The organism is Gordonia sp. SMJS1, from assembly GCF_029866425.1.
Taxonomy (GTDB): domain Bacteria; phylum Actinomycetota; class Actinomycetes; order Mycobacteriales; family Mycobacteriaceae; genus Gordonia; species Gordonia hongkongensis.
Window position 1 is genome coordinate 2,913,417 of sequence record NZ_CP123381.1, and the last position, 15,723, is coordinate 2,929,139.

19 protein-coding genes are annotated in these 15,723 nt (G+C 65.0%); 10 read left to right on the forward strand and 9 right to left on the reverse strand.

Annotation, left to right across the window (positions count from 1 at the left end; genetic code table 11):
- Positions 1 to 171 precede the first annotated feature (171 nt).
- The 4 genes from QAD21_RS13365 to QAD21_RS13380 all read left to right on the forward strand — a co-directional run bounded on the left by QAD21_RS13365 (position 172) and on the right by QAD21_RS13380 (position 4,202).
- A complete protein-coding gene (locus QAD21_RS13365) occupies positions 172 to 2,232 on the forward strand; it encodes a DEAD/DEAH box helicase family protein (RefSeq protein WP_068970440.1) in 2,061 nt (686 codons plus the stop codon).
- 34 nt (positions 2,233 to 2,266) lie between these two features.
- Positions 2,267 to 2,506 (forward strand): hypothetical protein, encoded by a 240-nt coding sequence (locus tag QAD21_RS13370; RefSeq protein WP_055477305.1) that lies wholly within the window; start codon positions 2,267 to 2,269, stop codon positions 2,504 to 2,506.
- A 588-nt stretch (positions 2,507 to 3,094) separates the two neighbouring features.
- A complete protein-coding gene (locus QAD21_RS13375; RefSeq protein WP_055477307.1) occupies positions 3,095 to 3,328 on the forward strand; it encodes a hypothetical protein in 234 nt (77 codons plus the stop codon).
- Between the two features lie 667 nt (positions 3,329 to 3,995).
- Positions 3,996 to 4,202, forward strand: coding sequence for a hypothetical protein (locus tag QAD21_RS13380; RefSeq protein ID WP_055477311.1), 207 nt, complete (start codon positions 3,996 to 3,998; stop codon positions 4,200 to 4,202).
- An 18-nt stretch (positions 4,203 to 4,220) separates the two neighbouring features.
- Here the strand turns inward: QAD21_RS13380 and QAD21_RS13385 are convergent, their stop codons facing one another.
- The 4 genes from QAD21_RS13385 to QAD21_RS13400 all read right to left on the reverse strand — a co-directional run bounded on the left by QAD21_RS13385 (position 4,221) and on the right by QAD21_RS13400 (position 6,047).
- Positions 4,221 to 4,511: a type II toxin-antitoxin system RelE/ParE family toxin gene (locus QAD21_RS13385; RefSeq protein ID WP_055477308.1), complete on the reverse strand. Its 291-nt coding sequence runs from the start codon at positions 4,509 to 4,511 to the stop codon at positions 4,221 to 4,223.
- Positions 4,508 to 4,783 carry a type II toxin-antitoxin system Phd/YefM family antitoxin gene (locus QAD21_RS13390; RefSeq protein WP_055477309.1) on the reverse strand — a complete coding sequence of 92 codons (276 nt, stop codon included), beginning with the start codon at positions 4,781 to 4,783 and terminating at the stop codon, positions 4,508 to 4,510. Before QAD21_RS13390 ends, QAD21_RS13385 begins: the two co-directional genes overlap by 4 nt.
- Positions 4,784 to 4,902: 119 nt before the next feature.
- Complete coding sequence (locus QAD21_RS13395) at positions 4,903 to 5,523, reverse strand: TetR/AcrR family transcriptional regulator (protein WP_223258858.1); 621 nt, start codon at positions 5,521 to 5,523, stop codon at positions 4,903 to 4,905.
- On the reverse strand, positions 5,520 to 6,047 hold the full coding sequence (locus tag QAD21_RS13400; RefSeq protein WP_065631669.1) for a GNAT family N-acetyltransferase: 528 nt from the start codon (positions 6,045 to 6,047) through the stop codon (positions 5,520 to 5,522). Before QAD21_RS13400 ends, QAD21_RS13395 begins: the two co-directional genes overlap by 4 nt.
- A 407-nt stretch (positions 6,048 to 6,454) precedes the next feature.
- On the opposite strand from QAD21_RS13400, the gene QAD21_RS13405 reads away from it, so the two are divergent.
- Positions 6,455 to 7,216 (forward strand): hypothetical protein, encoded by a 762-nt coding sequence (locus QAD21_RS13405; protein ID WP_139104661.1) that lies wholly within the window; start codon positions 6,455 to 6,457, stop codon positions 7,214 to 7,216.
- A 54-nt stretch (positions 7,217 to 7,270) separates the two neighbouring features.
- Positions 7,271 to 7,576 carry a hypothetical protein gene (locus QAD21_RS13410; RefSeq protein ID WP_280359662.1) on the forward strand — a complete coding sequence of 102 codons (306 nt, stop codon included), beginning with the start codon at positions 7,271 to 7,273 and terminating at the stop codon, positions 7,574 to 7,576.
- A 51-nt stretch (positions 7,577 to 7,627) separates the two neighbouring features.
- Here the strand turns inward: QAD21_RS13410 and QAD21_RS13415 are convergent, their stop codons facing one another.
- The 3 genes from QAD21_RS13415 to QAD21_RS13425 form a co-directional block, all read right to left on the reverse strand.
- The gene (locus QAD21_RS13415) at positions 7,628 to 8,008 is read right to left on the reverse strand and encodes an SRPBCC family protein (protein WP_065631666.1); all 381 of its coding nucleotides are present in this window, start codon (positions 8,006 to 8,008) and stop codon (positions 7,628 to 7,630) included.
- Between the two features lie 148 nt (positions 8,009 to 8,156).
- On the reverse strand, positions 8,157 to 9,062 hold the full coding sequence (locus QAD21_RS13420) for an RNA polymerase sigma-70 factor (protein WP_065631665.1): 906 nt from the start codon (positions 9,060 to 9,062) through the stop codon (positions 8,157 to 8,159).
- Between the two features lie 29 nt (positions 9,063 to 9,091).
- The gene (locus tag QAD21_RS13425) at positions 9,092 to 10,306 is read right to left on the reverse strand and encodes an FAD-dependent oxidoreductase (RefSeq protein WP_065631664.1); all 1,215 of its coding nucleotides are present in this window, start codon (positions 10,304 to 10,306) and stop codon (positions 9,092 to 9,094) included.
- Between the two features lie 461 nt (positions 10,307 to 10,767).
- On the opposite strand from QAD21_RS13425, the gene QAD21_RS13430 reads away from it, so the two are divergent.
- From QAD21_RS13430 to QAD21_RS13440, 3 genes are all read left to right on the forward strand, one after another.
- Positions 10,768 to 11,208, forward strand: coding sequence for an SRPBCC domain-containing protein (locus QAD21_RS13430; RefSeq protein WP_068970444.1), 441 nt, complete (start codon positions 10,768 to 10,770; stop codon positions 11,206 to 11,208).
- A gap of 189 nt (positions 11,209 to 11,397) precedes the next feature.
- The gene (locus QAD21_RS13435; protein ID WP_065631663.1) at positions 11,398 to 11,988 is read left to right on the forward strand and encodes a dihydrofolate reductase family protein; all 591 of its coding nucleotides are present in this window, start codon (positions 11,398 to 11,400) and stop codon (positions 11,986 to 11,988) included.
- A gap of 985 nt (positions 11,989 to 12,973) precedes the next feature.
- Positions 12,974 to 13,276 (forward strand): hypothetical protein, encoded by a 303-nt coding sequence (locus QAD21_RS13440; protein WP_068970445.1) that lies wholly within the window; start codon positions 12,974 to 12,976, stop codon positions 13,274 to 13,276.
- A gap of 25 nt (positions 13,277 to 13,301) precedes the next feature.
- Here the strand turns inward: QAD21_RS13440 and QAD21_RS13445 are convergent, their stop codons facing one another.
- Positions 13,302 to 13,706, reverse strand: coding sequence for a DUF1801 domain-containing protein (locus QAD21_RS13445; RefSeq protein WP_068970457.1), 405 nt, complete (start codon positions 13,704 to 13,706; stop codon positions 13,302 to 13,304).
- Between the two features lie 276 nt (positions 13,707 to 13,982).
- On the opposite strand from QAD21_RS13445, the gene QAD21_RS13450 reads away from it, so the two are divergent.
- Positions 13,983 to 14,423, forward strand: coding sequence for an SRPBCC domain-containing protein (locus tag QAD21_RS13450; RefSeq protein ID WP_065631660.1), 441 nt, complete (start codon positions 13,983 to 13,985; stop codon positions 14,421 to 14,423).
- A 113-nt stretch (positions 14,424 to 14,536) separates the two neighbouring features.
- Here the strand turns inward: QAD21_RS13450 and QAD21_RS13455 are convergent, their stop codons facing one another.
- Positions 14,537 to 15,424, reverse strand: coding sequence for a DUF5996 family protein (locus tag QAD21_RS13455; RefSeq protein WP_065631659.1), 888 nt, complete (start codon positions 15,422 to 15,424; stop codon positions 14,537 to 14,539).
- Between the last annotated feature and the right edge of the window lie 299 nt (positions 15,425 to 15,723).

A 15,723-nucleotide genomic window follows, 5' to 3' on the forward strand; every position in this document is an offset into this window, starting at 1 on the left:
CCGACTGATGTAGCGGGACGCTGTGGTGACTTTGTCGGCCTCGAGGGCCCGGCCCGTCCAGGTGACCTGACGTGTGAGCGGGAGAGTGTGTCGAGGTTGAAGCTCATTTGCGCGCGGCAATATACGCAGTGGATACTTGTTAGAGTTGTATAATGTTGTATAGTTTTAATCATGGCTGAACAAGGTTTTCTGCGAGTCGCGGAGGCGGCTGCTTATCTCGGGGTGTCCGCCCAGACGCTGCGGCGATGGGATCGTGACGGCACCTTGCCTGCGCTGCGGCGCCCCGGCAGTGATTACCGGTATTACCGGCGCGCCGACCTGGAGCCGTTCCGGCTGGAGTATCGCCGTGCCCAGGAGGCCGCCGCGGCTGGCGCCAACAGCAGTGTGTTCGTCACCGCCAACGCGGACGTCGAGGCCAACGCGGCGTTGCGGGAGCCACAGCGCGAGGCCCACCGTGCTGTGCGCGAGCACTTCGCTGAGAACGCCACCCCGGCGATCGTGCAGATTCCAGTCGGGTGCGGCAAGACCGGCATCATGGCGACTCTGCCCTTCGGCATCGCCCGTGGTCGCACGCTGGTGATCACGCCGAACTTGACGATCCGTAAGGGGGTCGCCGATGCCGTGGACATCACCAGCCCGCAGTGTTTCTGGACCAAGTGTCGGGTGTTGTCGGATTTCACCGCAGGGCCGTGGATGGCCGTCCTGGACGGGCCAAACGCCAACGTCCACGACGCGATCGAAAGTGACTTCGTGGTCTGCAACATCCAGCAGCTGGCCAGCCAGGCCGACCGGTGGCTTCCGCAGTTCCCGGAGGACTTTTTTGACATGATCCTGGTCGATGAGGGCCATCACGCTGCCGCCGAAAGCTGGCAGAAGGTGTTCCGGCGCTTCCCCAATGCCAAGGTCGTCAGCCTGACCGCCACCCCGTTTCGCTCCGACCAGCAGCAGCTGCACGGCGACATCGTCTACCGGTACCCGTTCACCCGGGCGATGATCACCGGCTACATCAAGCAGATCCACTCCCGCAACGTCGCCCCCGCCGAGCTGTACTTCACCTACCGTGACGACACCCGCCGCCACACCCTCGACGAAGTCCTGGAACTGCGCGAGGAGGCCTGGTTCCGCCGCGGCGTGGCGCTGAGTACCGAGTGCAACCGCCACATCGTGGAGGCCAGCATCCAGGCGTGTGACCGGATGCGCGCCCAGACCGGTATCCAGCACCAGATCATCGCCGCGGCCTGCTCGGTCGACCATGCCCGCCAGGTCGCCGCGATCTACAACGAATGCGGATACCGCGCGGCCGAGATCCATTCCGACATGGACGAAAACGACCAGGACGCCGTCATCGCACGGCTGCGCCAAGGGCAGCTCGACTGCGTCGTGCAGGTGCAGATGCTCGGTGAGGGCTTCGACCACCCGCGCCTGAGTGTCGCGGCGATCTTCCGGCCCTTCCGCAGCCTGGCGCCCTACATCCAGTTTGTCGGCCGGGTGATGCGCGTGGTGCAGGAGGCGGCCCCCGAGCACCCCGACAACCAGGGCCACATCGTGTCCCACATCGGACTCAACAACGACGCCCGCTGGTCAGAATTCCGCGAACTCGACCTCGATGACCAAGCCTTGGTGCACGGATGGGTTGCCGGCACCACCGACGATGACGGCGATGGCAACGGTGATGGCGAACCGCGTGCCCGCCGATTCGACGAGGGCATGCTCGTCGACAACGAGATCCTCACCGACTTCGTCGAGCAGACCTACCTTGATCCCACCGACGACCGGGTCCTCGACGAGATCTTGAACCGCGAAGTCGCCCCCGGCATTCGTGTCGGCGACGTCGTTGACCGCGAGCAGCTACGCCAACGCCTGCTGGCGCAGCAGGCAGCAGCCGCACCCCCTGCGCCGCAGCCGATCCCGGTCTCCCCGCAGCGGGCACGACAATCGGCCAAGACCCGGGTCAACCAGCGCACCAAGGCGGTCGCCAACCGAATTCTGGCCGACCTCGACCTCCCGACCCGGGGTCACCAGCTGATGGCCGTCACGGGCGGCCCGCGTCAGCACAACACGGTCATCGCAATCCGCCGTCTGGCCGCGGCGATCAACGAGGCGGTGGGCATGCCCAACGGCACCCGCGGCGAGTGGTCGGGCGAGCAGTTGACCACCATCTTCGAACGCATCGACAAGATCGCCGACACCGTCCGCGACACGTTGAGATCCCAACTGTCCCAACGCGGGTAAAACCTCACCCGTACCGTGCCCCAAAGGAGTCAGCATGCCCACCACCAAAGCGATCCTGCGCCACGTCCGTGTCGAGACGCCCCGCACGAATCACGAGCGTCCGTGCGCCGCCCACCGCAAAGGCAAGAAGGCCCACTTCATCCTGGCCGGTGACACCCACCTGGTCATCACGGAAAACGACAAGGCGATCAGATACTGCCCGCCGGCGGCCGCCGAGATCCTCGACGTCGCTCAACAGGACCTCGCCACGCTGCGCCAGCAGCTCGGCCTGTGACGCCGACGGGCCTATGTCTATCTGGCTAGCTAAAGCCCTGTCCCCCAGCATTTTTCAACTGGTAACGGGACGTGTTGAACTAGGGCGAGTTGCAAGAAGCAGTCCTGATCGACAAGGTCTATCCCAAGCCCCAATCGGTCCATGCCCCGAGTAGCGCGATCACTCCGGCCGTTACGCCAGCCGCGAGCGAGTACGCCCAGCCAGCCCAACGGGTGCGTGCCGGGAGCATAACCGCGATCCCGGGAAGGAGTAGCACCGCCCATGCCAGCAACCACGGAACCCAGTACGTGGCGATGAGCGGCCTGTCCACCGGTGCATCCAGGGGCGCGGCGGTGGGTTCCGACAAGCCCAGCCAGCTCCGTGTCAGATGGGCGAGCGGGATCACGACGAACATCCCGACTACGAAGCCGATGATAGCGGCGGCGACGACCTGGGCCTTGCCTGCACGCGATACGGCGAAAGTGGCTACCATCGACCCACCTTACGGTGAGTCCCGGCTCAATCTATGGCACCGAGGGCCGGTTCGTAAGAGAACTTGTTTAGCGCGAAAATCTCATCCGCAACGGCGGGTTCGTCTCGCGGGAGTCGGTGTACCGGCTGGGCGACTACGGTCCCGATCGCCGCCTGAACAACTGGATCGCTCCGTTCAACTCGATCTACGAGGAGCTGGTCGAGGACCGCGGTCTGGAGTCGGAGACCCTTCCGGTCGCGGCGGTGTACGACCGAGCGGTGAGCGGGTACCAGCGGGCACGCGGGTACCGCGTGTTCCAGGGGATCGTGCGACTGGTCCGCGAGCGCGAGGACCGCCTCACGCAGGCATAACCACGTATGAGCGAAAGCCTCCCGCTGCCTGGGATGTCCGGGCAGCGGGAGGCTTCGTTCCTACTTACCGCTTGGTGAGGCTGTAGCCGAGGGTGTCGGCGAGCATCGTCAGGAGCTGGTGGGCGTTAGGCAGGTGGGCCTCGGCCATTCGTGCTGCAGCTCGTTCGCAGTCGGAGTCGTCGCCGCACAGGCATTCTTCGCTAAGAGGGTGCTCTGAACGACGCGTTGCTGTCGCTAAGCAAGACCAACCCTGGAGCTTTCGATGACGTGGCTTCCAGGTTGTGGAAGTCTTCAGGACTGGATATGGCCATTCGCAATGGCGGTTTCGGGCTCGGCGATGCCTTCGGTGGTGATCGCAGCTTGCTGCCCGACCCTTCCAACTGGCCGGACCGTCGCTCGGGACCCCCGGATAGCACCGATGGCGAGGCTGACAGCTCGCACAGCGGTGATGGATAGTGCGTGTTCCGCTTACGATCACTCCATCGTCACCACTACAAGTGGTCTTGAGGCGGCGATGATCATGCTGACCTGGCGTTGCAGCGCGATGATGAGGTCTTAGAGCTGGTCGACAGCCCAGGAATGCGGGTACTGACGACGAGCAGTGATTCAAACTGGTTTCCGTCAACCAATGTTGACGGATCGCGGAGACACGGGCACGCTGGTCTGCATGAGGACTGGACTGGACCGCGGCGACGACGACGAGACACCAATCGAGCAGCTTTCCCGAGTCGCAGATTGGCGACGGGAGATTGCCCGCGAGGAGGAAGTCGCGGTGCGGCGGGCACGCCTGGCAGGACTGTCGTGGGCAGAGATCGGCACGCTCCTTGGAACGACGAAGCAGGCAATGCACAGGAAGTACCGCCGGGTCGGTTGAGAATTCAACGCACCAGACTCAGGTGCGGTAGGCGTGGGCTCGGTGGTCGATTCTGACAATGACGATGGTGTGGTTGGGGTCGTCGATGCGGAGCAGGATGCGATAATCGCCGCGGCGGGCGCTGTGAAGGTCTGCGAGGTCGTCGCGCAGCGGCTTGCTAAGCCGGTGGGGGTTCTCGGCGAGCGGCCCGGAGATGAATTCGATGACGGCGTGGACGATCCGGGATGGGAGTCGTTGAAGGTCGCGTCGAGCTGGGGATGCGACCTCAACCCGGTACGGGGCGGACGAGTCTGTCGGAGCGTCGCTCATTTCGGCGGCATGCCGTGTTCGGCGCGCAGGTCGTCGATGGAGACGGTCTCACCGGCCGCGTACTCGGCGTCTGCGGTAGCGACGTCGTCGCGGACGCCGGCGCGTGAGAGCCAGTAGATCGTCTCGTGCAGCGATTCGAGGTCGTCGGCCGACATCAGCACCGCGGCGGGTTTGCCGTGCTTGGTGATCGTGATGATGTCGTGCGTGCTCTCGGCGCTGTCGACCAGCGCGGAGAGCTTGTCCTTAGCTTCACCGAGTGGCACTGTCGTCATGGCTACATGATAGCCGCAATACTAGCCTTCCACTAGCCTCGTTTTTAGCCGATAATAGATATTATGTCAAGTAGATGATTGCATACTCATCTGCTGTATTAACCCGCGCCGATCACCCACTACTGCGGGCCCTCGGGCACGACTCGTCCAGCCAGAGAGTCCAGAGCCATGTGGACAGCGGTTGTGGTTCGTCGGACGTCGCCGGTTGCCAGCAGGTCGAGGAGACCGCCACGGAGGACGGCGAGAACAGCCGTCCGTTCACTTTCGGCCTTCGACGTTTGCCGGACGCCTGTCGGTTGCGCCTCGGCGAGCATCGTCAGCCAGTCGTCGACAGTCCCCTGCGCGAACAGGCTCCACGGGCCGTCGGGGTCGGTGAGCGCTCGACCGTAAGCCTCGACCCACAATGCCAGTACCGGTCGTTGCGAAGGCGTGGACAGCCATTCCCACACCGCTCGTGCAACGGCGAAGATATCCCGTGCAGCAGGCTGTTTTGCGAGGACTACGCGCCCCGCCATCGATTCCATCTGGTCGGCGCGAGCGTGCTGCAGCAGTGCCTGGATGAGTCCATCCTTGCTGCCGAACAAGTACAGCAGCACACGCGGACTCGACCCGATCGCGGTCGCCAACGGTCGTAGCGACAGGGAGGCTGCCCCGTTGTCGACGATGTAGGCGTATGCGGCGTCGAGGAGCTGGACTCGACGGGCAGAGCCTGTCGCCAGCTCAGGCCGTGGCGCGCTCACAGAGTTTGTGACCAGGTCTGTTCGACCAGATCTTTTCCGAACAGGCGGCTCGACCACTCGGTGTCCAGCGCGAATCCGGCGTCAATGTAGACGCGACGAGCTGAAGTCAGGGAGTCGACCGTCCAGAGTTCCATCCGCTCATAGCCCGCTCGCCTCGCGAAATCGACGCTGGTCCCGACCAGACGTCGACCCAGCGAGTGCCCTCGCGCCTTCGGATCGACCACGAGCACTCGCAGCTTGGCGGTGCGCTCATCCTGTCCACGAGTGCAGAACACCGAGCCGACCCGCGCGCCGTCGAGTTCGGCGACCCAGCCGGCCTCGGTGTCTTCGTCGTGGTTGCGGGCAAAGGCGGCAACGATGTCGGCGACCAGCGTCTCGATCGTTATGTCCCAACCGAACTCGCGCGCGTACACCTCGCCGTTGGTCTGTACGACCCACCCGAGGTCGCCTGGCTTGCCGAACGGACGGAGCACGACACCACCGGACGGCGGGGTCGACCACGCCGCTGCTGTTCCCTGGGTCATCGCGACCTCCGAGTAATCTCACTGAAACGAGTGTTTCAGTACGGTAACACACGCTGCGCGAATTGAGCCGTGCGACGGCGTTCACCCTCTCTACGTCGGCGGCGACCACGCCGTCGTCACCCGGACGTACAGAGCCCTGGCTGTGGTGACGCGCAGTTCCGACGACTGCTACCTCGCGATCTGGGCCGGCCATTCAGCGTGTCGTGTCTCCCCCACCGGGTGGGCCTCGGATGTACACCCCGAGCTGCGACTACCACCTCTACACCAACAGCTCTCACCACGAGAACGTCTGTCGTGCAGAGTGATACGTGGCCGGTTGGCCGGAAACTGCCGTCAAGCTCTGAAGACGTGAAGGCTGACCGATCACATCCGGTGGTTTCCGTGTTCTACTGGTCACAGGTGACCTCATGCCCGACGGCGTCGACCGTCGGTTTGCCGAGTGCATGGGGATCGAAGTGAGTCTGTACCACGAGGACCGTCTCCTCGAATCCCGCTTGCACCGTGCTGTACCTCTCGCCCAGGTCGACCTGCTACGCCGGAGCGTCCCGTTTGCCCGTGACGTATTCGACCAATTCATCTATTCCGTCACCCAGTACTCAATCGTGGAGGGAACGTGGGACACGTTCGTCGGAGAGAGCCTCCGGTACCTCGCTTTCACCAGTGACGAGCCGGCGAACTCTGTCCCGCCGCTGATCCCCCCGGAGATCGCCGCCACGGTCGCCGACATCATGTCCAGATTTCGCCGCCGAGCACCCGGCGAACCGGTCATCGACGGGCATTCGATGACAACCGTTCATCAGCAGCAGCTCGGTGAAGAGTTGATGTTCGCCCTCGGCGGCGACCACGACGACGGAGTTCATGCTGCGGGCACGCGCGCCTACAGCAAGATGATGTCGGCCCGAATCGGTGACGGTTTTGTCCACCCAGTCGTCGGGAGTCATTTCTGGAGCGACATATACGCTGCGGAGTCCCGCCACCCAACGATGGGTCCACACGTGACCGTGCTTCCCACGATCGCCGCCGCCGTCGAACGATGGCACGCCTCCCCCGCCGACCGCCCGCGATGCGAACGCATCATCTGCGACCGTGCCCACTCCCGCGGGTGGAAAGACCTACCACCCAGCGATGGCCGGTGGGTGGCCGTGACACCCAGTGGACTGCTCTCATGATGGCGTCGGTCCGGGGCACTGATATTGGGCGACGGTCGCTCGTACAGTGAGGCGATGACGGACTCGCGGCTTCTGCGCTCACTGTCGACACTGATCGGAATCCTCCTGGTCAGTGTTGCGGTCGCGGTACCGACAGCGGTCGCTCTGGCGTGGCCGCTGATCTATCTGTCCGAGTCCGTGCTGCACCTGGGCTGTTCCTCGACCACGATCGATGGGCAGCAGGTGTGGGTCTGCCCCGACGGGATAGGGCACGTGATTCCGGGGGTAGCCCTGGTCGTGCTCTTGACCATCGTCGGCGTCGTTGTCGGTATCTTCGTTCAGCGCGATGCCCTGAGGCCGCCGGCAGCGGCAATCGACTGACGCGGCGGGGCCGGTGTCATCACATCTCTGACGCAGCAGCGCCTTTCGAGGTCAGCTTCCGAGACCAGACGCGATCCGTTCGATCCGCGGCAACGCGATGGCCAGTACCGGCAGATACGGTACCGCCCAGACCGGCGCACCGAAGCTGAGAATGCAGCCACCCGCCACCGGGATCACCTCGTGCCGCGTCGCGTTCACACCCGCCACCTTCCACGCCCACAATCGTCCGTCGACGAACTCGGTGATCTCGAACGGCACGGGTACCCCCGCGACAGTCGTGATCGTTCCGCGTGTCCCAGAGGCCAACTCGACGTCACCGTCTACCTGCGCCCCGAAAACCGTGGGTCCCCATGACGGCCAGGCGTTCACATCGGTGATCGTCGCCCACACTGCGTCAGGAGCCAGATTCATCCGCAACTCTGTCGTCGGCATGCCATGCCGAAAACCAGTGCGAACTCGCAGCACCGACCTGAGCGATGCGGGAGTCGACAAGTTGTGCAACATCGGACCATCGTCGCAGAACAAGGCCCGGCGCGGCCCTCATCGCCTTGTTCCCGCATAGAAACGTGCCGGGTGAACGTCACCGTGCGATCGTTCGCGGTTCCTCGACCCCGGCGAGCTTGTCGGGATTGCGCATCGCGTAGATCTGGTCGATCACGCCGTCGACAATGTGGAACGTGAACACGCCCTGCAGTTTTCCGTCGAAGTACACGAGCATGCCGGGCTCGTGATTGAGCACCGCCACCTCCGCGCGATAGTCGTCGATCGTCGTCCCGAGTCGCGCGAATCCGGTGAGCAGGCGCGCCACCGGCAGCGAACCCTGAATGGGCCGTTTCACCGCCGTGGCCTTGCCGTCACTGTCGGCGGTGAACACGACGTCGGGCGACAGCAGCGCCATGAGCGATTCGACCTCACCTGACTGCGCGGCGGCGAGAAACTCCTCGACAACCGCTCCGGCGCGTTGGGCGTCGACCGGCTCGAACCGGGGCCGCCGCGACTCGACATGCGACCGGGCGCGGTGCGCGATCTGGCGCACCGCGGCCGACGACTTCGAGACCATCGATCCGATCTCGGCGTAGGAGAACCCGAACACCTCGCGCAACACGAACACTGCACGCTCGTCCGGACTCAGCGATTCCAGCACCACCAACATCGCCGTGGACACCGACTCGGCGAGTACGACGTCGTCGGCGAGGTCGCGGTCGTCGAGCAGGATCGGCTCGGGGAGCCACGGGCCGACGTACTCCTCACGACGCCGCGAGCGCGACCGCAGGGTGTTGAGTGCCTGGCGTGTGACGATCTTCGCGAGGTAGGCCTTCGGGTCGGCGACTTCGACGTCGTCGACCTCCGCCCACCTCAGGTAGCTCTCCTGCAGGACATCATCCGCGTCGGCGGCGGAACCGACGATCTCATAGGCGACGGTGAACAGCAACGGCCGCAGTTCTGCGAATCGTGCTGCGCGACGGTCGAGTTGACCGCCTGTCATAGCTACTCCGTTCGTCGACGGGCCGTTCGTCATCGTCCGACCGGTTCACGCTCGGCGGTCGCGCTCTTCGCTGCACCGAACCAGCTGAACTTACCGGGCCGCGCGGCCTCACGCCGGATGTTGGCCACGGTTTCTCGGCACACCAACTCCTTCGTCCAGGCTGCGAGACGACCGGTCACCACCGCCGGCGTCGGCGAATCGTCGCGGCGCGTGAACTGCAGGGTGGCCGCATGTCGGCCGATGCTGGCACACTGCGCGACGAAGCCCTGGTCGACAGGGCTCGGCTGCTCACCGGCGATCTTCGCGAGGACCGCGTCGGCGGCCTGGGCGCCCAGTGGTTCAGCGGCCTGACAGCTCATCCGCAGCGTCATGCCATCAACAGCCACCGCGTCACCGGCGCCGATGATCCGGTCGTCGTCGATGCTGGCCAGGGCGGCGTCGGCGCGCAGGCGGCCGATCTCGTCGGTCTCCAGGCCGCTGGCGGCCGCGAGTTCCGGCGCCTCGAAGCCGGTCGCGAGAACCGTTGCCGCGCTGGGTAGCACGATTCGTTGACCGTCGATGTCGACGGTGACGGTCCGCTCCCCGAGCTCGACCACACGTCCCTGGTCCATGACATCGACACCCAGTCGATTCAGCTGCGTCTCCGTGGCGCGTCGAGCCCGGGCGCTCACCGAAGCCGCGAACTCACCGCCGCCCACCAACCGGACGCTGTGTCCGCTCTCGGCGAGTTCTGCCGCAACCTCGATCCCGGTGAGTCCCCCGCCGATGACGGTGACCGTCTCGTGCGCCGCCAGATCCTCGACGCGTTCGCGCATGCGTTGTGCACTCTCCCAATCGGCGATGAACAGCGCATGGTCCGCGGCCCCTGGGATCTCGGGGGTGCGGTGGCGGGTGCCGATCGCGTAGATGAGGTAGTCGTAATCGAGGTGCGCGCCCGACGCCAGATGGACTCGCCGTGCGTCGGCGTCGATGCGCGTGGCGGTGTCGGCGAGAACGCGGATGTCGTCGGCCAGCACATCGTCGAATGCGATCTGCGGATCACCGGTCCCCGAAACGAACTGGTGGAGCCGTATGCGCTGTACGAAGAACGGCTGTGGGTTCACGACCGTGACGTCGACCGCACGATCACGCCGGAGCCGGTTGGCCGCCATCGCGCCGGCGTAGCCCGCACCCAGTACGACAACGTGCGTCCGCTCCCCGTCAGCCTTGTCGTCGCCGATCTGGTTGATGTCGGTGGTGTTCATGGTCCCGCCTTCCGTGGTGGTGTTCGATAGTGCTCGCCCTCGAGACACCGGCGGCGACGAGAATGTGACACCCGGGCCGAATCCGCTGGTCAGCGGCCACCCTCGGCGCCGACCTGCGCCCGACACGGTAGTGGCTCTCATCGGGGTGATCACCGGTCTCGTCGCAGCTGCCCTGGGATCGGCGGCGGTCCTGCGGCAACCGCCGTGGCCTCGGATGATCGTCCGGCCGGACCATCTTTCCGATCCGCCAATGCGGTCGACCACACCGCGCTGAGAACAAAGGCGTCTAGGCGGCAAACGCTCCATCCTGATGCGGATCGCCGACTGGACCCATCCAGCGCTTCCGTCGTCCGAGCGCCGATGGGTTCCCGCCGCGCCGGGAGTCTGCCCGGGTGGGACGAGACCGTCCGCACCGAGCCACCGATGCCTGCAGACATCGACGACGACAAGGCAGGATCACCATGATCGACACAACCGGAGCAACCCTCACCCACACCGTCGACGCCTCCCCCGACGCCGTCTTCGACGCGTGGACGACGCCGCAACTCTTCGCCGCCTTCTTCGGCGGTGCCACGAATGAGGTCCCCGTCGACTCGGTCACGCTGGACGCCCGACCCGGAGGCACCTGGACCGCAACCATGATCGCCGACGCGGAAATGCCCGAGTTCCATTGGCGCGGGGAGTACATCGAAGTGCAGCGACCGAGCAAACTCGTGCTGACGATGACCGACGAGCCGGGCGACGCACGTGAACTTCTCACCGTGGACCTCATCGCAGTCGACGCCGGCACCGAGCTCCGCTTCAGCCAAACCGGCGGAAACCTCACCGATGAGCAGTACGAGTACGCGACGGCCGGCTGGCACGCGGCGTTCGAAGCGCTGAATGCTGTGCTGTCCGGGTAGTCCCGAGGCGCTGTCGCATACGCGGAACGGAAAGCGCAACCGTCCCGACCGGAGCTATCCGGGCGAGGAGTTCACAAATACCGCCTATCGGGGCCACGAGCCCCCCATCGTCGCCAGGACGTGCAGAGCCCTGGCTGCGGGACGCGCAGCTCCGATGACTTTTCGGGCCCAGAGAAAGAAGCAAGGATCGTGAGCAGACTGATCATCAGCATGTGGACCACTCTCGACGGTTATGTCGCTGGCCTCGATGACTCCATGGACTGGCTACTCGCCGATTCCGACCTCATGAACTACGAACTCGCCCTCGTCGAGCACGCCGGCGCGCTCCTGCTCGGCCGGATCACGCACGCCGACTTCGCCTCCTACTGGCCGGCTGTCGCCGCCGGAACGATCGACGCCGACGACGGCAATCGGCGTTACGCCCGTCGCCTCGACCAGCTCGACAAGTTCGTCGCCTCCCGTTCCGGTGACATCGCCGCATGGCCGGTGACCCAGCACGTCACAGAAGTGACCGCCAGCGAGATCCAGCGCATCAAGGATCGCGCCAACGGCGATGTGGTCGTCTACGGCAGCCTCAGCTTGATCGCGACACTCAATGCGATGAACGCGGTCGATGAGTTCCACCTCATCGTCAACCCGATCTTGCTCTGCAAAGGCAAACCCGTCCTCGACGCACACCAGCCTTCAACCCGACTGGAACTGATGGAATGCCGACCCTTCTCCTCTGGCGCAGTCTTGCTCAGATACGCCGCCCTGACGACACCCGCGACTCATGAATGAAATCGAATCACCTCCCCGCAGGCACGGTGCTAATGGACACGAACGTAGGGTGGCACGGGAGGTGCAATCGACTGACCGGCGACGCGGCTGGTGACATCACATCGCGTTTTCCGAGGCCAGCTCTCCGAGACCGGTCGCAATTCGTTCAGTCAGCCGTTTCCTATCCGCTCTCGTGTGCGCGACGCCGCGAGAACCCGCCACGCCCGCGGACTGATCACGTACATCGCGCGGGATCGTCTACTGAAGTGCGACGGATTCGTGATGCACCAGCGCCGGGCGATTGCCGCGACCGGTTGATGAGCGGTCTCGGCGCGAGGTCATCATGCGCGCCCTCGAGTCGACTCGTGATGATCCACTGCTCGAGACTCGTGCCGGCATCGGCGAGGAGCTGGAACAGTTTTCGGACGGTGATGCCGTGCGCCCGCGCGATCGACACCGGCGACAAGTCCGGATCGCTGAGGTGCATGCGAACGTGTCCGCGGGTCCTGGGAAGCAACACAGCAGCTGACCGACGCCGGCCTGTCGGCCGAGACGATCGCCGCGGCCCACAACGTGTCGACCCGGGAGCTGTACGCCGACTGGCCCAGTTCCGAAAGGCGGCTGATGGATCACGTCATCCGACGCCGCCTCGACCGTGCCCGTGACGCCATGATCGCCCGCGCTCATGGGTTCAGCGACTCAACGCATTTCACCAAGCGGTTCCGAGCCGCTTCGGGGTGACCCCGTGACAGTCGCGGCGCGACAATCTGAACTCGTGACGACAAGCCGCCCGGTTGCACGGCGCCGCGACCTCGTGACCACCCACCGAACGCTAAGGAAACTGATGCCGCGCTGGCATCGCCTGCGGTCGCGTCGACCACCGCGGCCGCGGATGACCCCGGGCCGGATTACTTTCCCGGCCACTGATCACCACTCAGAGTCACGCCCCCCCCGTTTGCGGGAAAATGCCATGCGAGTACTGCTGTGAGTCTTTAACGTCCCACGAATGATTGCGCAACAGAACGATGACTGGCGCCCGGCGCCGGCTGACTGCCCGGTCGATCTGGTCGTCGACGGAGAACTGTTTCAAGTGACAGTCCGTGCCGACGGTGGGTATTCAAGCAAGTGGACGTCGGGCCCGAACCCTGGGTACGGCTTCGGCTCCAGCGGGCCGCGAGTTGCGTGGCAGAGCGACGACGGGCTCCCGCCCGCCCCGCTGCCACTCCCCCTGCCGACGATTCGCGACCACCGCGAGTCGATCAGGGAGTTCCTCTCGAACATCAACCCGGAGACCGGATATCTCGATTGAGCGGGATACCGGACCCGCGGTGATCTCAACCTCCGTGGGACGAGCGTGTCTGCGCCAACGATCGTTCGAGAAGCGTTGTCAGCACTGCGAGATCGACATCTCGGAGCCGAGTGACGTGGAGGCACGACTTGGCGACGCGACACTTTCCCAGCCGGTCGATGAGATCTGGCCACTGCGTGGCGAAGTCGCTGACCAGGTAGATGGTGTGATTCTTCGGGCCGGGCGCGAAAGCGAGTTCCGGCGCCCGACCGCCATGCCCGCTGGCGTAGCGGTACTCGTACTCGCCGAAGCCGATCATGCGGCCGGCCCAGAGGACGGGCCGGTGTCCGGAGATCTCACCGAGCAAGGCGACCAGTTCATCGGCCTCGTCCCGACGTGGACCGACTGCTCGGTCGAGCACTTCCTCGATCGGCGCCTCGGACGGCCTCATCGCGGGCGCCTTGCCGCCGGCTCGCGGTTCTTCGTTCACAATCGATACCCACCGGTTCTCTTCGCCTGGAATGGCACGTCGCCGAGAAACTAGCAGACCTGATTGGTAGATCGGCACCGATCAGGACTCGCCCGACTGCTTCTGCCCAACCGCACCCTCCCCGCCGTGAGCCCGATGAGTTCTGCGAGCAACGAGGGTCTGCCCTCCTGCGGACCGAGCCGTCCGCGGCGAAACATCGATGTCGGCCGACGTCGACGACCAGAAGGCAGTCACACCATGACGGACGCAACCGGGGCAACCCTCACCTACACACTGAACGCTTCTCCCGCCGCCGTGTTCGACGCGTGGACGACGCCGGCTCTGTTCGCCGAGTTCTTCGGCGGCAGCGCGAACCAGGTCCCCGTCGAATCGGTATCGCTCGACGCCCGACCCGGGGGCACCTGGGCAGCAACAATGATCGTTGGGGGCGATTTCCCCGAAGTCCATTGGCGCGGTGAGTACGTCGAGGTCAGCCGACCGAACAGACTCGTACTGACGATGACCGACGAGCCGGGTGATGAACGTGAACTCCTCACCGCTGACTTCATGGCAGTCGACAACGGCACCGAGATCCGTTTCAGCCAAACCGGTGGCAACCTCACCGACGAGCAGTACGAGTACGCGGCCGCCGGCTGGCGCGCGGCGTTCGAAGCGCTGGACGCTCTGCTCGCCGGATAGGCTCGGGGGTTAGGTGGCGAGCGGCGCCGCTGAGCGAGATTGCAACCGGCCAGGACGAACGATGAACAGACCTCGACGTCTGGACGTCGGAAACGTCCGCCGCCGGCTCGCGTCTAGTCCCAGCCCGCCGTCTCCGCCGCCGCTCGATGAGTCTGCTCGAGGAACTTCAGGACCACGGCGTCCGGGTCCGGCGATTGGCGTACAAGCTGATACGGCAGGATGTACTCGCCCAGTGCGGCATCCCACCGCGCCGGAGCCTCGACCGCCGGGTGCGTGTCGTAGCCCTCGGGATGTGGGTAGGCGTAGGCGTAGAAGGCCCCCTCCTCGGCGCCACCCGGCCAGTAGCCCGCGCTCGACACCTCGTCGCTGTAGGCCTCGTGCATCACCCAGTCGGGGCAATTCGGCACCCCACCCGGATGCTGGGGTGCACTGCGTCCCGAGAACCGTGTGACGGCCAGATCGAAAGCGCCCCAAAAGAAGTGGACCGGTGACGACTTGCCGCGGAAGCGGCCGCGGAACTCCGACAGCACGCGGTGCGCACTGACGAGAGACCGCCAGAACCGAGACACGGCGTCGGCGTCGTACGACGAGTGGGCGGTGTCCTCGGCGAACGGGGTCGCATCAGGCAGTTCGACGGGGGTACCGACGATGGCGATGTCGAAGCCGAGGTCGGCGAGGTGAGCGGTGTACTCCGCGTAGAAATCGGCGACCGTCCGCGGTTCCAGCTTCATCTGACGGGTGCTGCCATCGGTGACGAGGAAGAGCAGCTGGTGGTCCAGAAAGTCGAAGCGGATCTCGAGGCCGCGGTCTCCGACGGCCATCAGGGACGTGGTCAGGCCACGCGCGTCCACATACAGCGGTACGCCCCACCAGTGGTTGACCTCGGGTCCGAGAGCGAGACGCGTCTTGCCGACGATCTGGGTCCACAACTGGACGGTGTCCCTTGTGTCGACCCACGACTCCACCGGTAGTGCGGGCCAAGCCTCGTATTTGGTTTCCATGTCGCCAATGATCCCGGACGCGTCAACTCGAACGTGCCGATGAGCCGTCGGCCCTGTGAAGTTTCGACGGAGACACCGACGAACACCTGCGTAACCTGTCGCGGAGACGGCAGTCGGACACGACCTCGACGTCGCTATCAAGGAGGAGCATTGCCGCGCATCACGCTCGGAACGGTCTTGATGTTCGTCGCGATCGGAACCACCATCGTCACCGCGTTACTCGGGGCGCCGGATTGGCTGATCGTCGTCGTAGCCGCCTTGCTCTTCGTGCTCGCCCTGGTGCTCCCGATCGCAATACG

What these genes read in the sequence shown, in the direction of transcription:
- QAD21_RS13365 (WP_068970440.1), top strand. Translation starts at nt 172, where the DNA reads ATGGCTGAACAAGGTTTTCTGCGAGTCGCGGAGGCGGCTGCTTATCTC.
- QAD21_RS13370 (WP_055477305.1), top strand. Translation starts at nt 2,267, where the DNA reads ATGCCCACCACCAAAGCGATCCTGCGCCACGTCCGTGTCGAGACGCCC.
- QAD21_RS13380 (WP_055477311.1), top strand. Translation starts at nt 3,996, where the DNA reads ATGAGGACTGGACTGGACCGCGGCGACGACGACGAGACACCAATCGAG.
- QAD21_RS13385 (WP_055477308.1), bottom strand. Translation starts at nt 4,511, where the DNA reads ATGAGCGACGCTCCGACAGACTCGTCCGCCCCGTACCGGGTTGAGGTC.
- QAD21_RS13390 (WP_055477309.1), bottom strand. Translation starts at nt 4,783, where the DNA reads ATGACGACAGTGCCACTCGGTGAAGCTAAGGACAAGCTCTCCGCGCTG.
- QAD21_RS13400 (WP_065631669.1), bottom strand. Translation starts at nt 6,047, where the DNA reads ATGACCCAGGGAACAGCAGCGGCGTGGTCGACCCCGCCGTCCGGTGGT.
- QAD21_RS13405 (WP_139104661.1), top strand. Translation starts at nt 6,455, where the DNA reads ATGCCCGACGGCGTCGACCGTCGGTTTGCCGAGTGCATGGGGATCGAA.
- QAD21_RS13410 (WP_280359662.1), top strand. Translation starts at nt 7,271, where the DNA reads ATGACGGACTCGCGGCTTCTGCGCTCACTGTCGACACTGATCGGAATC.
- QAD21_RS13415 (WP_065631666.1), bottom strand. Translation starts at nt 8,008, where the DNA reads ATGCCGACGACAGAGTTGCGGATGAATCTGGCTCCTGACGCAGTGTGG.
- QAD21_RS13420 (WP_065631665.1), bottom strand. Translation starts at nt 9,062, where the DNA reads ATGACAGGCGGTCAACTCGACCGTCGCGCAGCACGATTCGCAGAACTG.
- QAD21_RS13425 (WP_065631664.1), bottom strand. Translation starts at nt 10,306, where the DNA reads ATGAACACCACCGACATCAACCAGATCGGCGACGACAAGGCTGACGGG.
- QAD21_RS13430 (WP_068970444.1), top strand. Translation starts at nt 10,768, where the DNA reads ATGATCGACACAACCGGAGCAACCCTCACCCACACCGTCGACGCCTCC.
- QAD21_RS13440 (WP_068970445.1), top strand. Translation starts at nt 12,974, where the DNA reads ATGATTGCGCAACAGAACGATGACTGGCGCCCGGCGCCGGCTGACTGC.
- QAD21_RS13445 (WP_068970457.1), bottom strand. Translation starts at nt 13,706, where the DNA reads ATGAGGCCGTCCGAGGCGCCGATCGAGGAAGTGCTCGACCGAGCAGTC.
- QAD21_RS13450 (WP_065631660.1), top strand. Translation starts at nt 13,983, where the DNA reads ATGACGGACGCAACCGGGGCAACCCTCACCTACACACTGAACGCTTCT.
- QAD21_RS13455 (WP_065631659.1), bottom strand. Translation starts at nt 15,424, where the DNA reads ATGGAAACCAAATACGAGGCTTGGCCCGCACTACCGGTGGAGTCGTGG.